The organism is Lachnospira pectinoschiza, assembly GCF_020564355.1.
GTDB lineage: Bacteria > Bacillota > Clostridia > Lachnospirales > Lachnospiraceae > Lachnospira > Lachnospira intestinalis.
The window spans coordinates 482996-500247 of sequence record NZ_JAJCRR010000002.1 but is presented as its reverse complement, the minus strand read 5'-3'; the positions used below and the strand labels follow the sequence as shown (position 1 = coordinate 500247).

General features: G+C 40.0%; 13 protein-coding genes and 1 other RNA gene. 1 reads left to right on the top strand and 13 read right to left on the bottom strand.

Annotated features, from left to right (window positions below):
• Positions 1–27: 27 nt before the first annotated feature.
• The 3 genes from LI288_RS05515 to LI288_RS05505 all read right to left on the bottom strand — a co-directional run bounded on the left by LI288_RS05515 (position 28) and on the right by LI288_RS05505 (position 3050).
• Complete coding sequence (locus tag LI288_RS05515; protein WP_227089706.1) at positions 28–1707, bottom strand: sensor histidine kinase; 1680 nt, start codon at positions 1705–1707, stop codon at positions 28–30.
• A 2-nt stretch (positions 1708–1709) separates the two neighbouring features.
• A complete protein-coding gene (locus LI288_RS05510) occupies positions 1710–2384 on the bottom strand; it encodes a response regulator transcription factor (RefSeq protein ID WP_022431256.1) in 675 nt (224 codons plus the stop codon).
• Between the two features lie 75 nt (positions 2385–2459).
• Complete coding sequence (locus LI288_RS05505; RefSeq protein WP_227089705.1) at positions 2460–3050, bottom strand: hypothetical protein; 591 nt, start codon at positions 3048–3050, stop codon at positions 2460–2462.
• Positions 3051–3371: 321 nt separating this feature from the next.
• Between LI288_RS05505 and ssrA the strand changes: the two genes are divergently transcribed.
• Positions 3372–3721: a transfer-messenger RNA gene (ssrA, locus tag LI288_RS05500) on the top strand.
• Between the two features lie 335 nt (positions 3722–4056).
• On the opposite strand, the gene smpB is transcribed toward ssrA, so the two are convergent.
• The 10 genes from smpB to LI288_RS05450 all read right to left on the bottom strand — a co-directional run bounded on the left by smpB (position 4057) and on the right by LI288_RS05450 (position 17148).
• Positions 4057–4530, bottom strand: a complete 474-nt coding sequence (smpB, locus tag LI288_RS05495; protein ID WP_022431258.1) for an SsrA-binding protein SmpB — start codon at positions 4528–4530, stop codon at positions 4057–4059.
• Positions 4490–6667: a ribonuclease R gene (gene rnr / locus LI288_RS05490; protein ID WP_227089704.1), complete on the bottom strand. Its 2178-nt coding sequence runs from the start codon at positions 6665–6667 to the stop codon at positions 4490–4492. Before rnr ends, smpB begins: the two co-directional genes overlap by 41 nt.
• Before the next feature lie 32 nt (positions 6668–6699).
• Positions 6700–7680 carry a sugar ABC transporter substrate-binding protein gene (locus LI288_RS05485; protein WP_022431260.1) on the bottom strand — a complete coding sequence of 327 codons (981 nt, stop codon included), beginning with the start codon at positions 7678–7680 and terminating at the stop codon, positions 6700–6702.
• Between the two features lie 40 nt (positions 7681–7720).
• Positions 7721–9703, bottom strand: a complete 1983-nt coding sequence (locus LI288_RS05480; protein WP_227089703.1) for a methyl-accepting chemotaxis protein — start codon at positions 9701–9703, stop codon at positions 7721–7723.
• Positions 9704–9788: 85 nt separating this feature from the next.
• The gene (gene secG / locus LI288_RS05475) at positions 9789–10046 is read right to left on the bottom strand and encodes a preprotein translocase subunit SecG (RefSeq protein WP_022431262.1); all 258 of its coding nucleotides are present in this window, start codon (positions 10044–10046) and stop codon (positions 9789–9791) included.
• A gap of 104 nt (positions 10047–10150) precedes the next feature.
• Entirely contained in the window at positions 10151–11698 is a 1548-nt protein-coding gene (gpmI, locus tag LI288_RS05470) for a 2,3-bisphosphoglycerate-independent phosphoglycerate mutase (RefSeq protein ID WP_227089702.1), read from the bottom strand.
• A 173-nt stretch (positions 11699–11871) separates the two neighbouring features.
• Positions 11872–12618, bottom strand: coding sequence for a triose-phosphate isomerase (gene tpiA, locus LI288_RS05465; RefSeq protein ID WP_227089701.1), 747 nt, complete (start codon positions 12616–12618; stop codon positions 11872–11874).
• Positions 12619–12896: 278 nt separating this feature from the next.
• Positions 12897–14090: a phosphoglycerate kinase gene (locus tag LI288_RS05460; RefSeq protein WP_022431265.1), complete on the bottom strand. Its 1194-nt coding sequence runs from the start codon at positions 14088–14090 to the stop codon at positions 12897–12899.
• Between the two features lie 168 nt (positions 14091–14258).
• Positions 14259–15287: a type I glyceraldehyde-3-phosphate dehydrogenase gene (gene gap / locus LI288_RS05455; protein WP_022431266.1), complete on the bottom strand. Its 1029-nt coding sequence runs from the start codon at positions 15285–15287 to the stop codon at positions 14259–14261.
• A gap of 166 nt (positions 15288–15453) precedes the next feature.
• On the bottom strand, positions 15454–17148 hold the full coding sequence (locus LI288_RS05450) for a Na/Pi cotransporter family protein (RefSeq protein WP_227089700.1): 1695 nt from the start codon (positions 17146–17148) through the stop codon (positions 15454–15456).
• Positions 17149–17252: the final 104 nt, after the last annotated feature.

Sequence of the window (17252 nt, the reverse complement as noted above, 5' to 3'; positions counted from 1 at the left end):
AACAGTTCCTACTGCTCTATTAAAATATTATACCATAGCTTTACCGTCCAGGTCAAACCAGAATTCTACACCATTGGATTTATTGATGACACCAAATCCTTTTCCATAAGAATCCATGATGGCTTTTACAATAGAAAGTCCAATACCGTTGCCGCCGTACTCTCTGGTACGCGCCTTATCAACCTTATAAAACTTCTGCCAGATATTCGGAATATCTTCCTCCGGAATATTTTTTCCGGTGTTAAATACATGTACCCGCACATCATCACCGATACGTTCTACAGAAACTTCAATCCGATTTTCAAAATCGCAGTGGTTAATGGCATTGGTAATATAGTTGGTTACAACTTCTTCTATTTTATATTCATCGGACCACACATCAATATGTTCATCGCGCTGGTTAAATTCTATCTGTATTCCTTTTTGGGATGCCCGCAGTTCATTTGCATTTACAATAGAAGTAATCAGTTCAATAATATCAAAACGCTCCATAACAAGTTCTTCGTTGCCGAATTCAATCTGATTTAATGTGAGCAGTTTTTTTACCATATTATTCATCTTACCGGCTTCATCAATGATGACACCGCAGTAAAAGTCCATACTTTCAGGGTCATCGCTGATGCCCTCTTTTAAGCCCTCTGCATAACCCTGGATTAAGGCAATCGGTGTTTTTAATTCATGCGATACATTGGATAAAAATTCCGTCCGCACTTCTTCCATTTTAACTTTGCGGTCAATATCCCTTTGCAGTTCTTTGTTCGCTGATTTTAACTGTGAGATATTTTCTTCAAGCTTCTTTGACATATTATTCATGCTGTTTCCAAGTACACCGATTTCACTCTTATCTTTTCCGTGATATTTCACATCAAAATCCAGATTGGACATTCTCTCTGCAATATCGGAAAGCTGCTGAATCGGTTTTGTAATATAACTTGAAAAAATGTATGCCGCAATGACACCAATAATCAAAATACCGATTCCCACATAAGTAATGAAGGTATTAGAAATGGATACGTTATCCTTAATCCCCTGTAATGCCATACGAAGCATAATACTGTCTCCATTGGAGAGTGTACCGAACAACTCGTAATAATCATCACCCAGACGGTTATCATAAACCTTTTGCAGTGTATATAAATCTGTCTGTGTCATAATATCACGGCTTTCTTCTATTCCACTATCTGACATATTAATGGAAACATCGTCTTTATTCTTCGGATTATTTTTATCCGGGCTGCCATTGTCTAAATTTCCTTTATCCGGATTGTTATTATCCGGATTACTCATATCCTGCATATCGCCCGGCACATTTTCATTGTTTGAATTTTGCTGCGGTGCCGAATCGGACGTTCCGAATACATCTTTATTAAAAATACTGCGGAGCAGGCGGTTTATCATATCCTGTTCGCCGTTAATATTAGAATACACGGTTGTCCAGTCACTATTTACCACGATAACAGACATTGCCGCACTGCCGGTAAGCTGTTCAATACTATCACTCATCTGGGATTCAGAAACAGTTCCCGCATCGTAATCGCTCATAATCTGATCAATTTTGGAATATGTATTTAACATACATTCCTGCTTATCTGAAAAATAAAATTTTTCAGACAGTGTACTGTTTAAAATCAGCAAAAGTACAACCAGACTGGTAATAATAACAGTCAGTAATAATGTAATTTTAACTTTAATCGAATGTCTGCCCATAACTATACCTCAAACTTATATCCCATACCCCAGATGGTTTTAATGCAGTCCCCTTTTTCACCCATCTTTTTACGCAGCTTTTTGACATGTGTATCAATCGTTCTGGCATCCCCGAAATAATCGTAATTCCATACATTATTTAAAATCTTTTCTCTTGAAAGAGCAATTCCTTTATTTTCCACAAAATAAGATAACAGTTCAAATTCTTTGAAACTCAGCTCAATTTCTTCCCCATCAATTTTAACCATGTGTGCGGCTTTATCAATTTCAATTCCGCCGATGTTAATACACTCGCTGCCATCTACCATATACGCACGGCGTACCAGAGCATCCACTCTGGCAGTCAGAATTTTCGGGCTGAATGGTTTTGAAATGTATTCATCCGCACCGCAGTCAAAGCCCTGTAATTCATCACGTTCTTCACCTTTTGCCGTCAACATAATAATTGGCACTTTGGAATCCTTGCGAATCTGTTTGCAGACTTCCCATCCGTCCATTTTCGGCATCATAACATCGAGGATTACAAGTGCAATATCTTTATCCGCATAAAATTTATCAATTGCTTCTTCACCATCACCGGCTTCAATGACTTCATAATTTTTACGTGACAGGAAATCATTTACCAGCTTGCGCATTCTGCTTTCATCATCTACCATTAAAACTTTTAATTTATTCATTCGTAATATCCTCCTGACTTTTTACCTTTGTGCCGATTATATCGTAAGAATATGTTAAAAATGTGTTTTTTAAAATTATTTTTGCTGATTTAATGCACGTTCTCTTGCATTTAATGATTCTTCCTGTGACTGCAGTTCTTCCTGCCATGAAGCATACTTATCCTGAAGGTTTACTTCGTAATTGATTACATTTGCATTGGAACTGTGCAGTGTAATATAAATCATTGCCACAATTACAACAACCAGTACAACATTTACAATCACAGATATAACAAAATTGTCTTTATAATGATTTCGTTCCTTTGTCAGCTTACGGATTTCGCTTTTATGTTCCGTAAGCTCTCTGCGGCCCTCCATCATTTCTTTTGTTTCATTATTAATCGGAATCGGCCTGATTTTTTCATTTGGCACATCCGGTGAAAGATATAAAAACTGCTGCAGCTCTTTTAAATAATTCATGCCAATCAGTGTATTAAACAGTTTTTTATCAATAATGTCATGATACAAAATATATACCTGTTTTGCATTGGTACTGTCTGTTTTTGATGACATATATTTAATTGCCGCCAGCTCATCCTTTGCCGCCTGTGCGCCTTCTTTTGTCTTAAAGGTATATCCTCCGACAGAATATTCCTTTGCCGGATTCTTTGATTCGTTTTTTGCCATATTATTCCTCATTTCTGAGCGACTTTGTCGCGAAGAGGCGATGAGAATTTCGCGCAGGCGATTTCTCATCTGCCATCATAGGGATTTGCTTTCGCCCAGAAACAAATCCCTGTGTGAAAAATAAGCACATCAGTGTTATTTTTCACACTATCCACATTTCTGAGCGACTTTGTCGCTAATTTACTATTATTTTACTTATTGTGTGCTTTAAAGTCAATAAAAGTCACAAGATAATTCTTGACGAAGCCGTTACCGCGTGCTATAGTAGTAAATAATCAGCGTTATGACTGGTTGACCGAAAATATTCCGGTGTATACACTCGGGGTAGTAAAGGTTTCGACAGGGGTTTTGAAGCTGGTGAAGCTATCCGCAGGTGATGCGTCAACTCACAAATCTAAATATAAACGCTAACGAAAATTTAGCTTACGCTGCCTAGTTGCAGCAGTCTGACCTAGAGTACCCGTACTTTAGGACCCAGGCTTCGACTATACGGGAAACGACGCCGGTAAAGCTTTGAACCGGTGGGCGTATTATGAAGCTACTAAAGGTATCAGGGTGTTGATTTCCTGCTACCGGAGGGAATGAGGGTTTACCCACAATAACCAACTATGATAGTAGAAGAACAGTGAATGGGCTTTTGGACACGGGTTCGACTCCCGTCTACTCCACTATTAAAAAAGGCTTTGAAATACCGTATTTTATGGTGTTTCGGGCTTTTTTTATTGCCATTTTACAGTATTTTAAACCGTTTTAAACCGTCTTAAATTAAAAAAAGTGTTGTCAAAATTCAGGCTATTGTAATGATCAAAACGGCTCATCCTATAAACTGAAACGGATGAAGCTAAAAATATCAGCAATGTATCAGAATAAACGTGAAAGTAAAAAGGAACGCATTGACTAAAATTTACACCACCGCTCTGCAGAACCGATAATCTGCCCTGCAAAGCGGTGGTGTTTTTATTTTATAGTTTTCTGCTTTTATTAAATTACAACGGGTTGTATATGCTTAATAGAGATTGCGTACTTTAAATTCTTTCTCTGCCTCCCGCTTCTGATCCTTCTTTGCAATGGAATCACGCTTATCGTAGAGCTTTTTACCACGACCAAGTCCGATTTCCATTTTCACACGGCCTTTGCTTAAATAAACCTGCAATGGCACAATTGTATATCCTTTCTGCGCAATCTGTCCGGCAAGCTTGTTGATTTCGCTCTGGTGCAGTAATAGCTTTTTCGGGCGGAGCGGGTCTTTATTAAAAATGTTGCCTTTTTCGTAAGGTGTAATATTCATATTATTAATAAATACTTCGCCGTTCTGAATCTGAATATATGCCTCCTTAATAGAGCATTTTCCCATGCGGATAGATTTCACTTCCGTTCCGTGCAGAACCAGTCCTGCCTCGTATTTATCCTCTATAAAATAATCAAAATAGGCCTTTTTATTATTGGAAATCAGTCGGTTTGCGTTTTTTTGTTCTGCCATTCTCCCATTCTCCTTCTGATAATTCAAAATCAATCGTTCTTAAAATTTTATTGGTTGCAACAACTTTGACCGTGACCTTCTGTCCGAGTTTGAAGGTTCTTCCGGTGGTTTCATTAACCATTTCGTAATGGTTTTCGTCATAAATGTAATACCCGTCCCGCAGCGATGTCACAGAAACCATGCCTTCAATCGTGCTTGGCAGTTCCACATACATGCCCCATGCCGTCATTCCGGAAATCACGCCGTCGAATTCTTCGCCCATGTGTTTTTCCATATATTCAACCATTTTGACTTTATCGGTATCACGTTCTGCATCATCGGCACGCCGTTCCGTTGTGCTGGTATGCTTTGCCACCTCCGGCAGAAGATTCTGATAGTGCTTGAAACGTGTCTGTTTCAGTCCACCGTGCAGATTTTCTTTAATAATCCGGTGAATCTGTAAATCCGGGTATCTGCGGATTGGAGACGTAAAATGACAGTAATATTTTGCTGCAAGTCCGAAGTGTCCGACACATTCTGTTGTGTACTGTGCTCTTTTCATTGAACGCAGTGTCAGACGTGCAATCAGATTTTCCTCGTCTGTTCCGTCAATTTTTTCTAAAAGCTTTTGCAGTTCCTTTGGATGAATTTCATCACCGGTATGAATGGAATATCCAAAATTATTAATAAATGTGCTTAGCTTTTGAATTTTTTCCATATCCGGGTTTTCGTGGCTTCTGTATAAAAATGGTATTTCCTGCCAGAAATAATCCTCTGCAACCGTTTCATTAGCTATCAGCATAAATTCCTCGATGATTTTGGTCGCAACATTTCTGTCATACGGCTTGACTTCCAAAGGATGACCGTCCTTATCCAAAATAATCTTCGTTTCAGGAAAGTCAAAATCAATCGAACCGCGCTGAAAACGTTTCTTTCTTAAAATTGCCGCAAGTTCTCCCATGCGTTCAAACATCGGAATAAGTTCTTTGTATTCTTCAATCACAGAAGCCTCTTTATCGACAAGAATTTTCTTTACATTCGTATAAGTCATACGGCGGTTGACATTGATTAATGTTTCACAAATACGGTGTCCCACCACATTTCCTTTATTATCAATGTCCATTATACAGCTTAATGCCAGACGGTCACAGCCCTGATTTAAGGAGCAGATTCCATTTGACAATTTGTGAGGAAGCATCGGGATAACACGATCCACAAGGTAAACACTGGTTCCACGCTTATACGCTTCTTTATCCAGCACGCTGTTTTCTGTCACATAATGGCTTACATCTGCAATATGCACACCGAGCTGGTAGCCCTTTTCATTTGCAGTCAGCGTAATAGCATCATCAAGGTCCTTGGCGTCCTCGCCGTCAATCGTAACCGTATCAACATCGCGGAAATCAACACGCCCCGCCTTGTCCTTTTCGTCTACCTCATCGGGAATATTTTTTAAATACTGCATGACCGCATCTGGAAATTCCACCGGTAAATCATAGGCTTTAACAATAGACAATACATCGGTGCCGGGGTCATTGATATGACCGATAATATCAATGACCTGACCTTCCGGGTTCTTGCCGTGACTGCCGTAATTGGTAATTTTTACGACAACCTTATGACCATTCATTGCACCCATTGATTTTTCCTGCGGCACAAAAATATCAACCGGAATTTTTCCATTATCCGGTACAACAAATCCGTATGTTCTGTTTTTTTGAAATGTACCGACCAGCTCGGTAAGCTGATGCTCAAGCACACCGATAATTTTCCCCTCACAGCGCTTGTTACCCTGCTTCTTATGGGTAATCGTCACCTTTACTTTATCCATATGGAATGCGCCTCCGGTGTCCGATTCCTGAATAAAAATATCTTCATCCCAGCCGTCTACCGTAACAAAGCCGAAACCTCTCCTGGTGCTGGTAAATATACCGACAACCGCCGTATTATCCGGTTTTCCGTATTTTCCTTTCTTTGAAACGCCAATCGTTCCGTCACTGACTAAGCTGTCTAACACCTCTTGAAGTTCCCCTCTCTGTGATTTTGGAATCTGCAAAAGAATCGCAATTTCCTTTGTTTTCATCGGTACATAAAATTCATTTTCCAAAATCAATTCAGCGATTAACTTTTTACGTTTTTCAAGCTGTTCTTTATTCATTCTCCACCGAACCTTTCCTGATGCGCTTTTATTTACTGATAATTTCTGACGTTAGAGGCATCTACCTTTTCAAACGGAACCCATACGTACTTTTCATTTTCTGCAGCACCGTCCAAATCCTTGATACTGCCGCCCTGTGCCAGAATCTTTCCTGCCTGAATCAGGCGTTCTCCTTGTCCTGTTGCAGACTGGTAAACCGTAAAGTTCATTGTACCGTTGGTAATTGCCGCACAGCCGTCAGCCGTTGCATCAATTCCTAATATTAAAATGTCATTTCTTCCAGCTTTTTTGCATGCGTCCGCAACACCTAATGCCATGGTATCATTGTTGCAGATGACAGCATTGCATTTCTGATTCGTCTTTAAAAAGATTGTAAACAGTTCTTCTGCACGGGTCTGGTCCCAGTCTGCATGGTCTTCAAACATATAATGAATCGTTTTTCCGGACGTATTCAGCGTATTTTTAACAGCATCTGTCCTGCCCTTTGTTGCGGAATGGCTGTCCGGTCCTTTAATAATTGCCACATTTAATTCTGAAAGCGACTTTAACTGCTCTAAAACATATTCTGCCTGATACTGTCCCGCATCTGCTTCATTTGAGCCTACATAAATGTATTTTCCGGCTTTTAAGCGGGAAGCGTCCGGTGACGTGTTAAAAAATACAATCGGAATATCGCCTGCCAGTGCCTCCAGTTCCAGTGCCGTATCGGCATCAACCATATTACATAAAATAACGTCATATTTTTCGGATACGGCTTTTTTAATATGTTCAACCTGCTTTTCAATGGAACTTTCCGCATCCAGTACGTCTAACTGTACATTATTTTCCGAAGCGGTCTTTTTTGCCTGATTCACAAGCGTGGTACGAAAGGCATCTGCCTGTCCCAGCGATAAAAGCATTTTCACACTGCCGCCCGCGGACGAACCGGATTTTGCAGACTGTGTACAGCCGCCTAAAATCAGACAGCCCGCAAGCATTGTAATACATAAAAACCAACTGATTATCTTTTTCATTTTATCTTACCTCCATACTCAGACTTTTACCGGTATCAGCTTAAATCTGGAACTGCTCTATCTGTGATGAAAGTTGATTTGCCGATACTGCTAAATTTTCAGATGCGGATTCAACCTGTTCGCTGTTTCTTGTAATATTCTTTGCCTGTGTAAGCATGGATTCCGAAGTTGCAAGAATTTCATCGGAACTTGCCGCCTGTTCTTCACAGATAGCGGCAACATTGGTTGCAACCTCATCGACTTCGCCAATCTTGCTTACAACATTTTTCATCAATTCGTTTGTATCCTGTATGTTACTGAAAATTGTATGGAAGGTGTCCACAGCCGCATGAATCAGACCTGCACTGCCGGCGATTTCACAGGCACTGCTTCCTGCCTGGGATACGGCATTTTCTACCAGCTTATTGATTTCGTTAATTAATTCCGTAATATTGGCAACGGAATCGGCACTGTTTTTAGCCAGCGTACCGATTTCGGAAGCAACAACCGCAAAACCTCTGCCCGCTTCTCCGGCTCTCGCCGCTTCAATCGAAGCATTTAAGGACAAGAGATTGGTTTCTTCCGCAATACTGCCAATCAGATTGGTAATGTCAACAATTTCACCGGAAGCGGTGCCGACCTTGTCAACGGCCTCCTGTAAGTTATGAATAGAAAGCTCAATGCCCTCCAGCGCTTTGCTGACTTTTTCCATATCCTGACGGCCTTTTTCGGATACCTCAACCGTTTCACGCATTTTAACATCGACAACATCGCTGTCTTTCTTGGTATCGGCGGCAACTCCGGCAAGCTGTGTTGCGTTTTCCGCAATTTCATTGACAGAAACCGCAAGCTGGTCTACCGTAGAATTCAACTCACCCATAGAGCGTGACTGGATTTCCGTTGCCGAATTTAACTCTGTCGATACGCTCTTGCTGGACTGCGCCTGTTCGCTTAATATCTGGGAAACCTGTCCAATCTGCGTAATCATCTGTTTCATGGATTCGATAAAATGCTGGACACTGTAGCCCATTACAGCGATTTCATCATTGCCGCGCGGATTGACGGATACAGTGAAATCACCAGATGCCATTTGTGTAATCACATTTGTCATTTCCTTAACAGGCTTTACAACAACATGTGTCATTCTTTCAATCAATACGCAGAGCAGAATAATGCAGATAACGCCGATTACAATCATTCGCGTTCTTAATGCGACCAAATCCGCGAGTACCGTACTCTTAGGAATGTAAGATACCAGAATCCAGTCTGTTCCCTGTACTTCCTGAGAAACGGTCATTTCACCGTCAATCGTTGTAAAATCGTAGTTCTGGTCGTTAATGCGCTGTGCCATGTCCTGATAAAAGCTGCTCTGCCCCGATGCACCGAGTTTTTGCGAAATCAAAGACGAATCGCGGTCGGCTAAAATCGTACCGCTGTTTTTGTCAACCAGAAATGTCTGCGCATCGTCCATTTCAATAAATGAATTGACAATGATAGAAATGCGGTCCAAAGTCATATCTGCGGATATGACACGTATTCTGTCCGAATTGTCTTTTAATATACCCGATGCACTGATGACATTGACACCCTCTGCATTTTTATAAGCTGAACCGATTGTCATATTGACACGGGTCAGACCTTCGGTATACCATGTGCTTTTTGTCGGACTGCTCTCACTCTTTGTAGATTTGGAAGCCTTTAACAAATTGCCGTTACTGTCGGATACATATAATCCGTCCGGATAATTGTCGCTGTAGCCATAATAGCTGTCCAAAATCGTCTGAAGCTGTGCATCGTCTGGATTTAACTGTTCAATCGTTGTCTTTGCCATTTGAAAAGACGAAAGATTCTCATCTAACCACGATTCAATCTTTGATGTCTGGTTTTCAACCGAAGATTCCAACAGATTCTGCGAATAATTTTCAATGATATGTGCGGATGCCAGATACGATACCAATACCAGCACAACGACAATCGCAATGACTACCGGCGTAATGACACCCAGCAATTTTGCTTTAATTGATATGTTTCCGCGTTTTTTCATAAAACCAACCCCTTTATATATTTTCACTTCTGCAAAAAATAAAACCTGAATCCTCCATTGTTTTACGGAGAATCCAGGTTTCTTTTTAAAAATTAATATTTAATATAGCTGCCAGAACAAAGAAAGCAACACCTAATATCTTTGTAAATAATACCAGTTTTCCTTCCATTGAACGGCCTTTGTTTCTGCCCCAGTAAGTATCAGCGGCTCCACTGATTGTACCAGACAGACCCTGCTGCTTGCTTTCCTGCATTAAAACAACGATTGATAATGCTATACATACTAATATAAAGATTCCCATTAAAACAATTCGTATAATATCACCAGCCGACATTCCGAACATTTATCACACCTCCTATTGTGTCGAAGCTTACGATTCTATTCATTAAATTATAATCGCATACTATTATCATTATAGCACACCTATACGTGCAACACAATAGAAATTTATGAATTCTTTTTAACAAGCAGGGATTCGCCTGTCATTTCCTTTGGTTTTTCCATACCCATAATTTCAATCAGTGTCGGTACGATATCACAAAGCTTTCCGCCTTCTTTTAATGTATACGCTTCATCGTAGTTTACAAGAATGAACGGAACCGGATTGGTTGTATGTGCCGTAAACGGTTCTCCGGTCTTATAATCAATTAACTGTTCTGCATTTCCGTGATCAGCGCAGATAAACATAGTTCCGTCAACTTCCTTTAATGCTTCTACAGCCTTGCCTACACAGGTATCTACAGTTTCAATTGCCTTTACAACGGCAGACTCAATACCGGTATGTCCGACCATATCCGGGTTTGCAAAGTTGATGATAATAACATCATACTTATCTGAACGGATAGCAGCTGTTAACTTATCGCAGACTTCCGGTGCACTCATTTCCGGCTGTAAATCATAAGTTGCAACCTTCGGTGACTTTACAAGGATTCTGTCTTCACCCTTGTTTGGTTCTTCTACACCACCGTTGAAGAAGAATGTTACGTGTGCGTATTTTTCTGTCTCGGCAATACGGGCCTGTGTCTTGTTGTTTGCTGCTAAAAATTCACCAAATGTATTGGTAATCTTTTCTTTCTTGAATGCTACATACTTATTGCCGATTGTTACATCGTAATCTGTGAAGCATACATAGTGGACTTTCTTTCTTGCGCCTCTGTCAAAGCCTGTAAATTCATCATCGCAGAAACATCTTGTGATTTCTCTTGCTCTGTCCGGTCTGAAGTTAAAGCAGATAACAGAATCTCCGTCTTTAATCGTTGCTAATGGCTTACCATCCTTCTTTACAACAGTCGGCACAACAAATTCATCCGTTTTCCCATCTTCATAAGATGCGGCGATAGCACACTTTGCACATTCTGCCTCATTTCCTTCACCCTTTACAAGTGCATTATAAGCAGCTTCTACTCTGTCCCATCTGTTATCTCTGTCCATTACATAATAACGTCCCATAATAGAAGCAATCTGTCCAACACCTAATTCTTCCATTTTGTCGGATAACTGGCTGATAAATTCTTTTCCTCCGTCCGGTGCTGTATCACGTCCGTCCATAAAGCCGTGAACATAGACATTCTTAATACCGTTTCTCTTTGCCAGTTCCAACAGGGCATATAAATGTGTAATGTGGCTGTGCACACCGCCGTTTGATAACAGGCCGAATAAATGTAAGTCTGAATTGTTCTCCTTGCAGTTTTTAATTGCGCCTAAAAGTTCTTCGTTTTCAAAGAAATCACCATCTTCTATTGCTTTTGTGATTCTTGTCAGTTCCTGATATACAATACGTCCGGCACCCATATTTAAATGTCCTACTTCAGAGTTACCCATCTGTCCGTCCGGAAGTCCGACTGCAAGACCGCTTGCATAGCCTTTTACATAAGGATATTCCTTCATTAATTTATCCATTACCGGTGTATTCGCTGCAGCAATACCATTTCCTTTTGTATTATCATTTAATCCATATCCATCAAGTATCATTAAAACAACTGGTTTTTTACTCATTGTATTTCTCCTTTTAACATTTTCCATAATCGGTACAATATACCTAAAGAATCATATCATATTTTGCGCAAAAATAAAAGTGCTAATTATTATAATTATGGCACTTCACATTAAAAAACTGCTGCAAAAAGAACTCCATCAGAAACCATTCCTTCTGCAGCAGTTATGTATTTTTATTGATAATTTACAATTTTTGAAAATTCAGGTTTTAAACTGGCACCGCCGACAAGACCACCGTCAATATCCGGTTCAGAAAACAGCTGCAATGCGTTGCCTGCATTCACACTGCCGCCATATAAAATACGGATAGCATCCGCAATCTGTGTACCATAAATATCGCGGATAATTCCACGGATAGAACAACATACCTCCTGTGCCTGCTGTGTAGTTGCCACTCGCCCCGTTCCAATTGCCCAGATTGGTTCATAAGCAATAATACAACGCTGAGCATTTTCCGGTGATACATACCTTAATGCACTTACAATCTGTTTTTTAATCAATGTAAGTGTAATACCTGCTTCTCTTTCTTCTAATGTTTCACCACAGCAGATAATCGGAATAATATCATGTTCAATGGCTTTCCTGATTTTTCGGTTTACCATTTCATTGTCTTCTTTAAAATACTGTCTTCTTTCCGAATGGCCGATAATCACATAGGATACACCGGCATCAACCAGCATCTGTGGAGAAACCTCACCTGTATAGGCTCCCTTTTCTTCATAATACATATTTTCAGCTCCCACGCTGATTTTTGTACCTTTGCAGGCTTCTACAACCGGAACGATATCAATAGATGGAACGCAAAAGATAACGTCCACATCTGAATTCTCCATATTGGGCTTAAGTTCCTTAACAAGAGCCACTGCCTCACTCGGTGTCATGTTCATTTTCCAGTTACCTGCTACAACTTTCCTGCGCATAAAATAATCCTCCTCAAACTGTATTATTTTTTGTCATACATATTTGGTTATTCCGTCGCTTTCTTTTAAGTAAATTATAACACATCTTTCTAAATAATACTAGAATTTATAAAAATTTATATCCAATTATTTCAATAAATACAATTTATAAAATTTATGCGGATTTTTTTACAAAATAAAGAAACAGTCATACGCAATATTTCAGATAAAACCACTGAATGTATGACTGTTTTCCTATATTTTTATTATGTCAGTAATATTTCATCAAATGTTACTTATTACTTATCATTAGCTGCAACAACACCCGGAAGTTCTTTTCCTTCAAGGAACTCTAAAGATGCACCGCCACCGGTTGAAATGTGAGTCATCTTATCACCAAAACCAAGATTGTTAACAGCTGCAGCTGAGTCACCGCCACCGATGATTGTTGTAGCATCCTTTAATGATGCCAGTTCTTCTGCAACAGCGATTGTACCCTTTGCAAAGTTTTCAAATTCAAATACACCCATTGGGCCGTTCCATACAACAGTCTTTGCATCTGCTAAAGCTTCCTTGTAAAGTTCACAGGTCTTTGGTCCGATATCCATGCCCATGTCATCATCAGCCTGGCAGCCCGCATCTACTACATGAAATGGTGTATCATTTTTGAATTCCTTTGTCACAACAGTGTCAATCGGAATCAACATTTTAACGCCCTTCTTTTCAGCCTTTTCCATCATTTCTTTAGCATAATCAAGATAATCATCTTCTACGAGTGACTGTCCTACATTGCCGCCCTTTGCTTTCTGGAATGTATAAGACATACCACCACCGATGATTAATGTATCTACCTTATCAAGCAGATTGTTGATAACAGAAATCTTTGAAGATACTTTCGAACCACCAAGGATTGCTACGAAAGGTCTTACCGGATTGTTGACTGCATTGCCGAGGAAATCGATTTCCTTCTGCATTAAATAGCCGACAACAGCTGTATCTACAAACTGTGTAACACCAACATTTGAGCAGTGAGCTCTGTGTGCTGTACCGAAAGCATCGTTTACGAATACATCACAGATAGAAGCTAAATCCTTAGAGAATGCTTCACCATTCTTTGTTTCTTCTGCTCTGAATCTGGTGTTTTCAAGTAAAATAACGTCACCGTCATTCATAGCTGCAACAGCAGCCTTTGCATTTTCACCTACAACAGTATCATCTGCTGCAAACTTCACTTCCTGTCCTAACAGTGCAGAAAGTCTTTCAGCAACCGGTTCAAGAGAAAATGCTGCATCCGGTCCCTTCGGCTTTCCTAAATGAGAGCAAAGGATAACCTTACCACCGTCTGAGATTAACTTCTTGATTGTAGGAAGTGCTGCAACCAGTCTTGTTTCATCTGTAATCTTCTTTCCGTCTAACGGCACGTTAAAATCACATCTGCATAATACTCTCTTGCCTTTTACGTTAATATCATCAACTGACTTCTTATTAAGCATAATGAATCCTCCTTGTTTTGCGAAGCAAAATGCGACTGCCCTATGCAGGAGCAGAGGATTTTGCCTCCTTGTTTTTGCGGGACAGTGCCACGCGATAGTAAAATACCGGAGAAAGAAGACTATAGCTTCATTCCCCGGCTTTCATTCCGGCACAAAGCCGAATTTATATTAGTTTAATTCAGCAAAATACTTGATTGTTCTTACCATCTGGCTTGTGTATGAATTTTCGTTATCATACCAAGAAACAACCTGAACCTGGCAGCCGCCGTTTGGAAGGTCATTTACCATTGTCTGAGTAGCATCAAATAATGAACCAAATCTCATACCAACGATATCGCTTGAAACGATAAGTTCTTCGTTGTAACCGAAGCTTTCTGTTGCAGCAGCCTTCATAGCAGCATTAACTTCATCAACAGTAACCTTCTTAGATACTACAGCGTTAAGAATTGTTGTAGAACCTGTAGGAGTAGGAACTCTCTGAGCAGCTCCGATAAGCTTTCCGTTTAACTCAGGGATAACAAGACCGATGGCCTTAGCAGCACCTGTTGAGTTAGGTACGATGTTGCAGGCACCTGCTCTTGATCTTCTTAAATCACCCTTTCTCTGTGGTCCGTCAAGGATCATCTGATCACCTGTGTAAGCGTGAATTGTGCACATGATACCTGATTCGATTGAAGCACAGTCATTAAGAGCCTTAGCCATAGGAGCTAAGCAGTTTGTTGTACAAGAAGCTGCTGAGATAATCTTATCATCTGCTGTTAATGTTTCATGGTTTACATTATAAACGATTGTCTTTAAATCATTACCGGCCGGAGCTGAGATAACAACCTTCTTAGCACCTGCATTGATATGAGCCTGAGCCTTTTCCTTAGATGTGTAGAAACCTGAGCATTCAAGAACTACATCTACATCAAGAGCTCCCCATGGGCAGTTGTTAGCATCTGGCTCTTTGTAAATCTTAATTGTCTTACCCTTTACTGTGATTGTACCAGCTTCGTCATCAGCTGTTACCTGGTTTTCTTCGCCGAAACCAACGTATCTTCCCTGTGATGAATCATACTTTAAAAGATGAGCTAACATCTTTGGGCTTGTTAAATCGTTAATAGCTACTACTTCGTATCCTTCTGCACCGAACATCTGTCTGAATGCAAGTCTACCGATACGTCCAAAACCATTAATCGCAACTTTTACTGACATAAAATCATTCCTCCTAAAATAGAATTTTTATTGAGTTTGTTAATAAATAATCAACTATGGTGTATTTTACCGAATTCATTCCAAAATATCAAGTATTAATTCCCTTTTTTTACAAATTACCGTCCATTTTCTATTATTTGTCCAAAAAAAACGGTAAATTTAAAAATTATTTAGCGGTATTTTCTTCTTGTATACAATCGACAATATTATTGGCGTGATCTGACATTCTTTCAAGATTAGAAAGAATATCTAAGAACACAACACCGTTTGACGGAATACAAAGCCCCGCGGACAAACGTTCGATATGTTTGTTACGCAGTTCTTCTTCCAAATCATCGACCTCGTCTTCAATTCTCAGGACATTCTGAATTGCCTGACGGCTTCCGGTTCCTCTCGCCTTAACAGCTTCTTCAAAACAATGCACAACTTTATCCCACAGCTGATTAAGTTCCTGTGTTCCTTTTTCGGAAAAAATTATCTGATGTTCAATCTTATATTTTGCCAGCTCCGCAATATTTTCCGCATGGTCGGATACTCTTTCAATATCAATAATCGCATGAAACAGATTTTTAACCAGCAGATGCTGTTCCTGTGTGATTGATAAATTGTTGACCTTAATTAAAAAGTCTGTCAGATACTTTTCATATAAATCGACTTTATGTTCGATTTCATAGACCTTATCTACCATCGTCTGGTCATTTTTCTGTGTTGCCTCTGCCGCATATTTAATATTATCCAATGCCAGATTACCCATGGCAATCACTTCATTTTTAGCCGTTTCTACTGCAACGGACGGCTGACCTAACAGACGGGAATCAAAATGTCTTGCAATTTCTGCTGCAACGGCATCTTTGGCTTCCAGTTCCGCAAAATCGTCCTGCTTTTCGTTTTCACGCACAATCAGACCGGAAATTTTTACAAGCAGATTGGCAAACGGGAACATTACCAGTGTACATGTAATATTAAAGAATGTATGGAATACGGAAATTTCCACGCTTGTAATATTATGTGCCGCAAGTGCCGGATAAATACTGAACAGAATAAATCCGACGGTACCGAATAAAAGTGCCCCTGCAATATTAAATAAAATATGCATACAGGCTGCACGTTTTGCAGTTCTCGTTGTTCCGGCACTTGAAATCAGTGCAGTCACACAGGAACCGATATTCTGTCCCAGTGTAATATAAATTGCCGCATTGGTTGTTACCACTCCGTTTAAAGCCAGTGTCTGTAAAATTCCGACAGAGGCGGAGGAACTTTGTAAAACCGCGGTTACAATAATACCAATTAAAATACCTAAAAACGGATTGCTTCCCACAATCTGGAATGCCTGTGAGAAAATAGGCGCATCTGTATACGGTGCAATCGAAGAAGACATAAATGTCAGACCTTCAAACAGCAGACCGATTCCGACGATAATCTCTCCTGCATTTTTTACTTTATCCTTTTTTGAAAATAAAATAACAAATGCACCGATACCGATTAAAAATGGGGCATAAAATGACGGATTCATTACCTTCGCCGCATCTCCAAGCTGTCCTAAAGATACAATCCATGCGGTAATGGTCGTACCGATATTGGCACCCATAATAACACCAACTGCCTGAACCAGTGTCATCAGTCCCGCATTAACAAAACCAACAACCATAACCGTTGTTGCACCGCTGCTTTGAATAATCGCTGTGATAACGGCACCTACGATGATTGCCAACAACCGGTTACTTGTAAGATAGCCCAATAATTTTTTCATCTTACCGCCGGCGGAACGCTGCATACCGTCTGCCATCGTGTTCATACCGTAGAGGAACATTCCGATTCCTCCTGCAAATTCAAACAAACTGCTGATATACTCGATATTCACTTCTACTCCTGTCTGCACATTTTCTTTCGTAATGTAAAAAGTACGTGCTTTTTGTGTAAAATTTTTTTAACAATTCCTTTACATCATAACAATTGTCTGCTTAA

Bases quoted from the DNA above. Each gene is read 5' to 3' on its own strand.
- LI288_RS05515 (WP_227089706.1), bottom strand. From the start codon at position 1,707: ATGGGCAGACATTCGATTAAAGTTAAAATTACATTATTACTGACTGTT.
- LI288_RS05510 (WP_022431256.1), bottom strand. From the start codon at position 2,384: ATGAATAAATTAAAAGTTTTAATGGTAGATGATGAAAGCAGAATGCGC.
- LI288_RS05505 (WP_227089705.1), bottom strand. From the start codon at position 3,050: ATGGCAAAAAACGAATCAAAGAATCCGGCAAAGGAATATTCTGTCGGA.
- smpB (WP_022431258.1), bottom strand. From the start codon at position 4,530: ATGGCAGAACAAAAAAACGCAAACCGACTGATTTCCAATAATAAAAAG.
- rnr (WP_227089704.1), bottom strand. From the start codon at position 6,667: ATGAATAAAGAACAGCTTGAAAAACGTAAAAAGTTAATCGCTGAATTG.
- LI288_RS05485 (WP_022431260.1), bottom strand. From the start codon at position 7,680: ATGAAAAAGATAATCAGTTGGTTTTTATGTATTACAATGCTTGCGGGC.
- LI288_RS05480 (WP_227089703.1), bottom strand. From the start codon at position 9,703: ATGAAAAAACGCGGAAACATATCAATTAAAGCAAAATTGCTGGGTGTC.
- secG (WP_022431262.1), bottom strand. From the start codon at position 10,046: ATGTTCGGAATGTCGGCTGGTGATATTATACGAATTGTTTTAATGGGA.
- gpmI (WP_227089702.1), bottom strand. From the start codon at position 11,698: ATGAGTAAAAAACCAGTTGTTTTAATGATACTTGATGGATATGGATTA.
- tpiA (WP_227089701.1), bottom strand. From the start codon at position 12,618: ATGCGCAGGAAAGTTGTAGCAGGTAACTGGAAAATGAACATGACACCG.
- LI288_RS05460 (WP_022431265.1), bottom strand. From the start codon at position 14,090: ATGCTTAATAAGAAGTCAGTTGATGATATTAACGTAAAAGGCAAGAGA.
- gap (WP_022431266.1), bottom strand. From the start codon at position 15,287: ATGTCAGTAAAAGTTGCGATTAATGGTTTTGGACGTATCGGTAGACTT.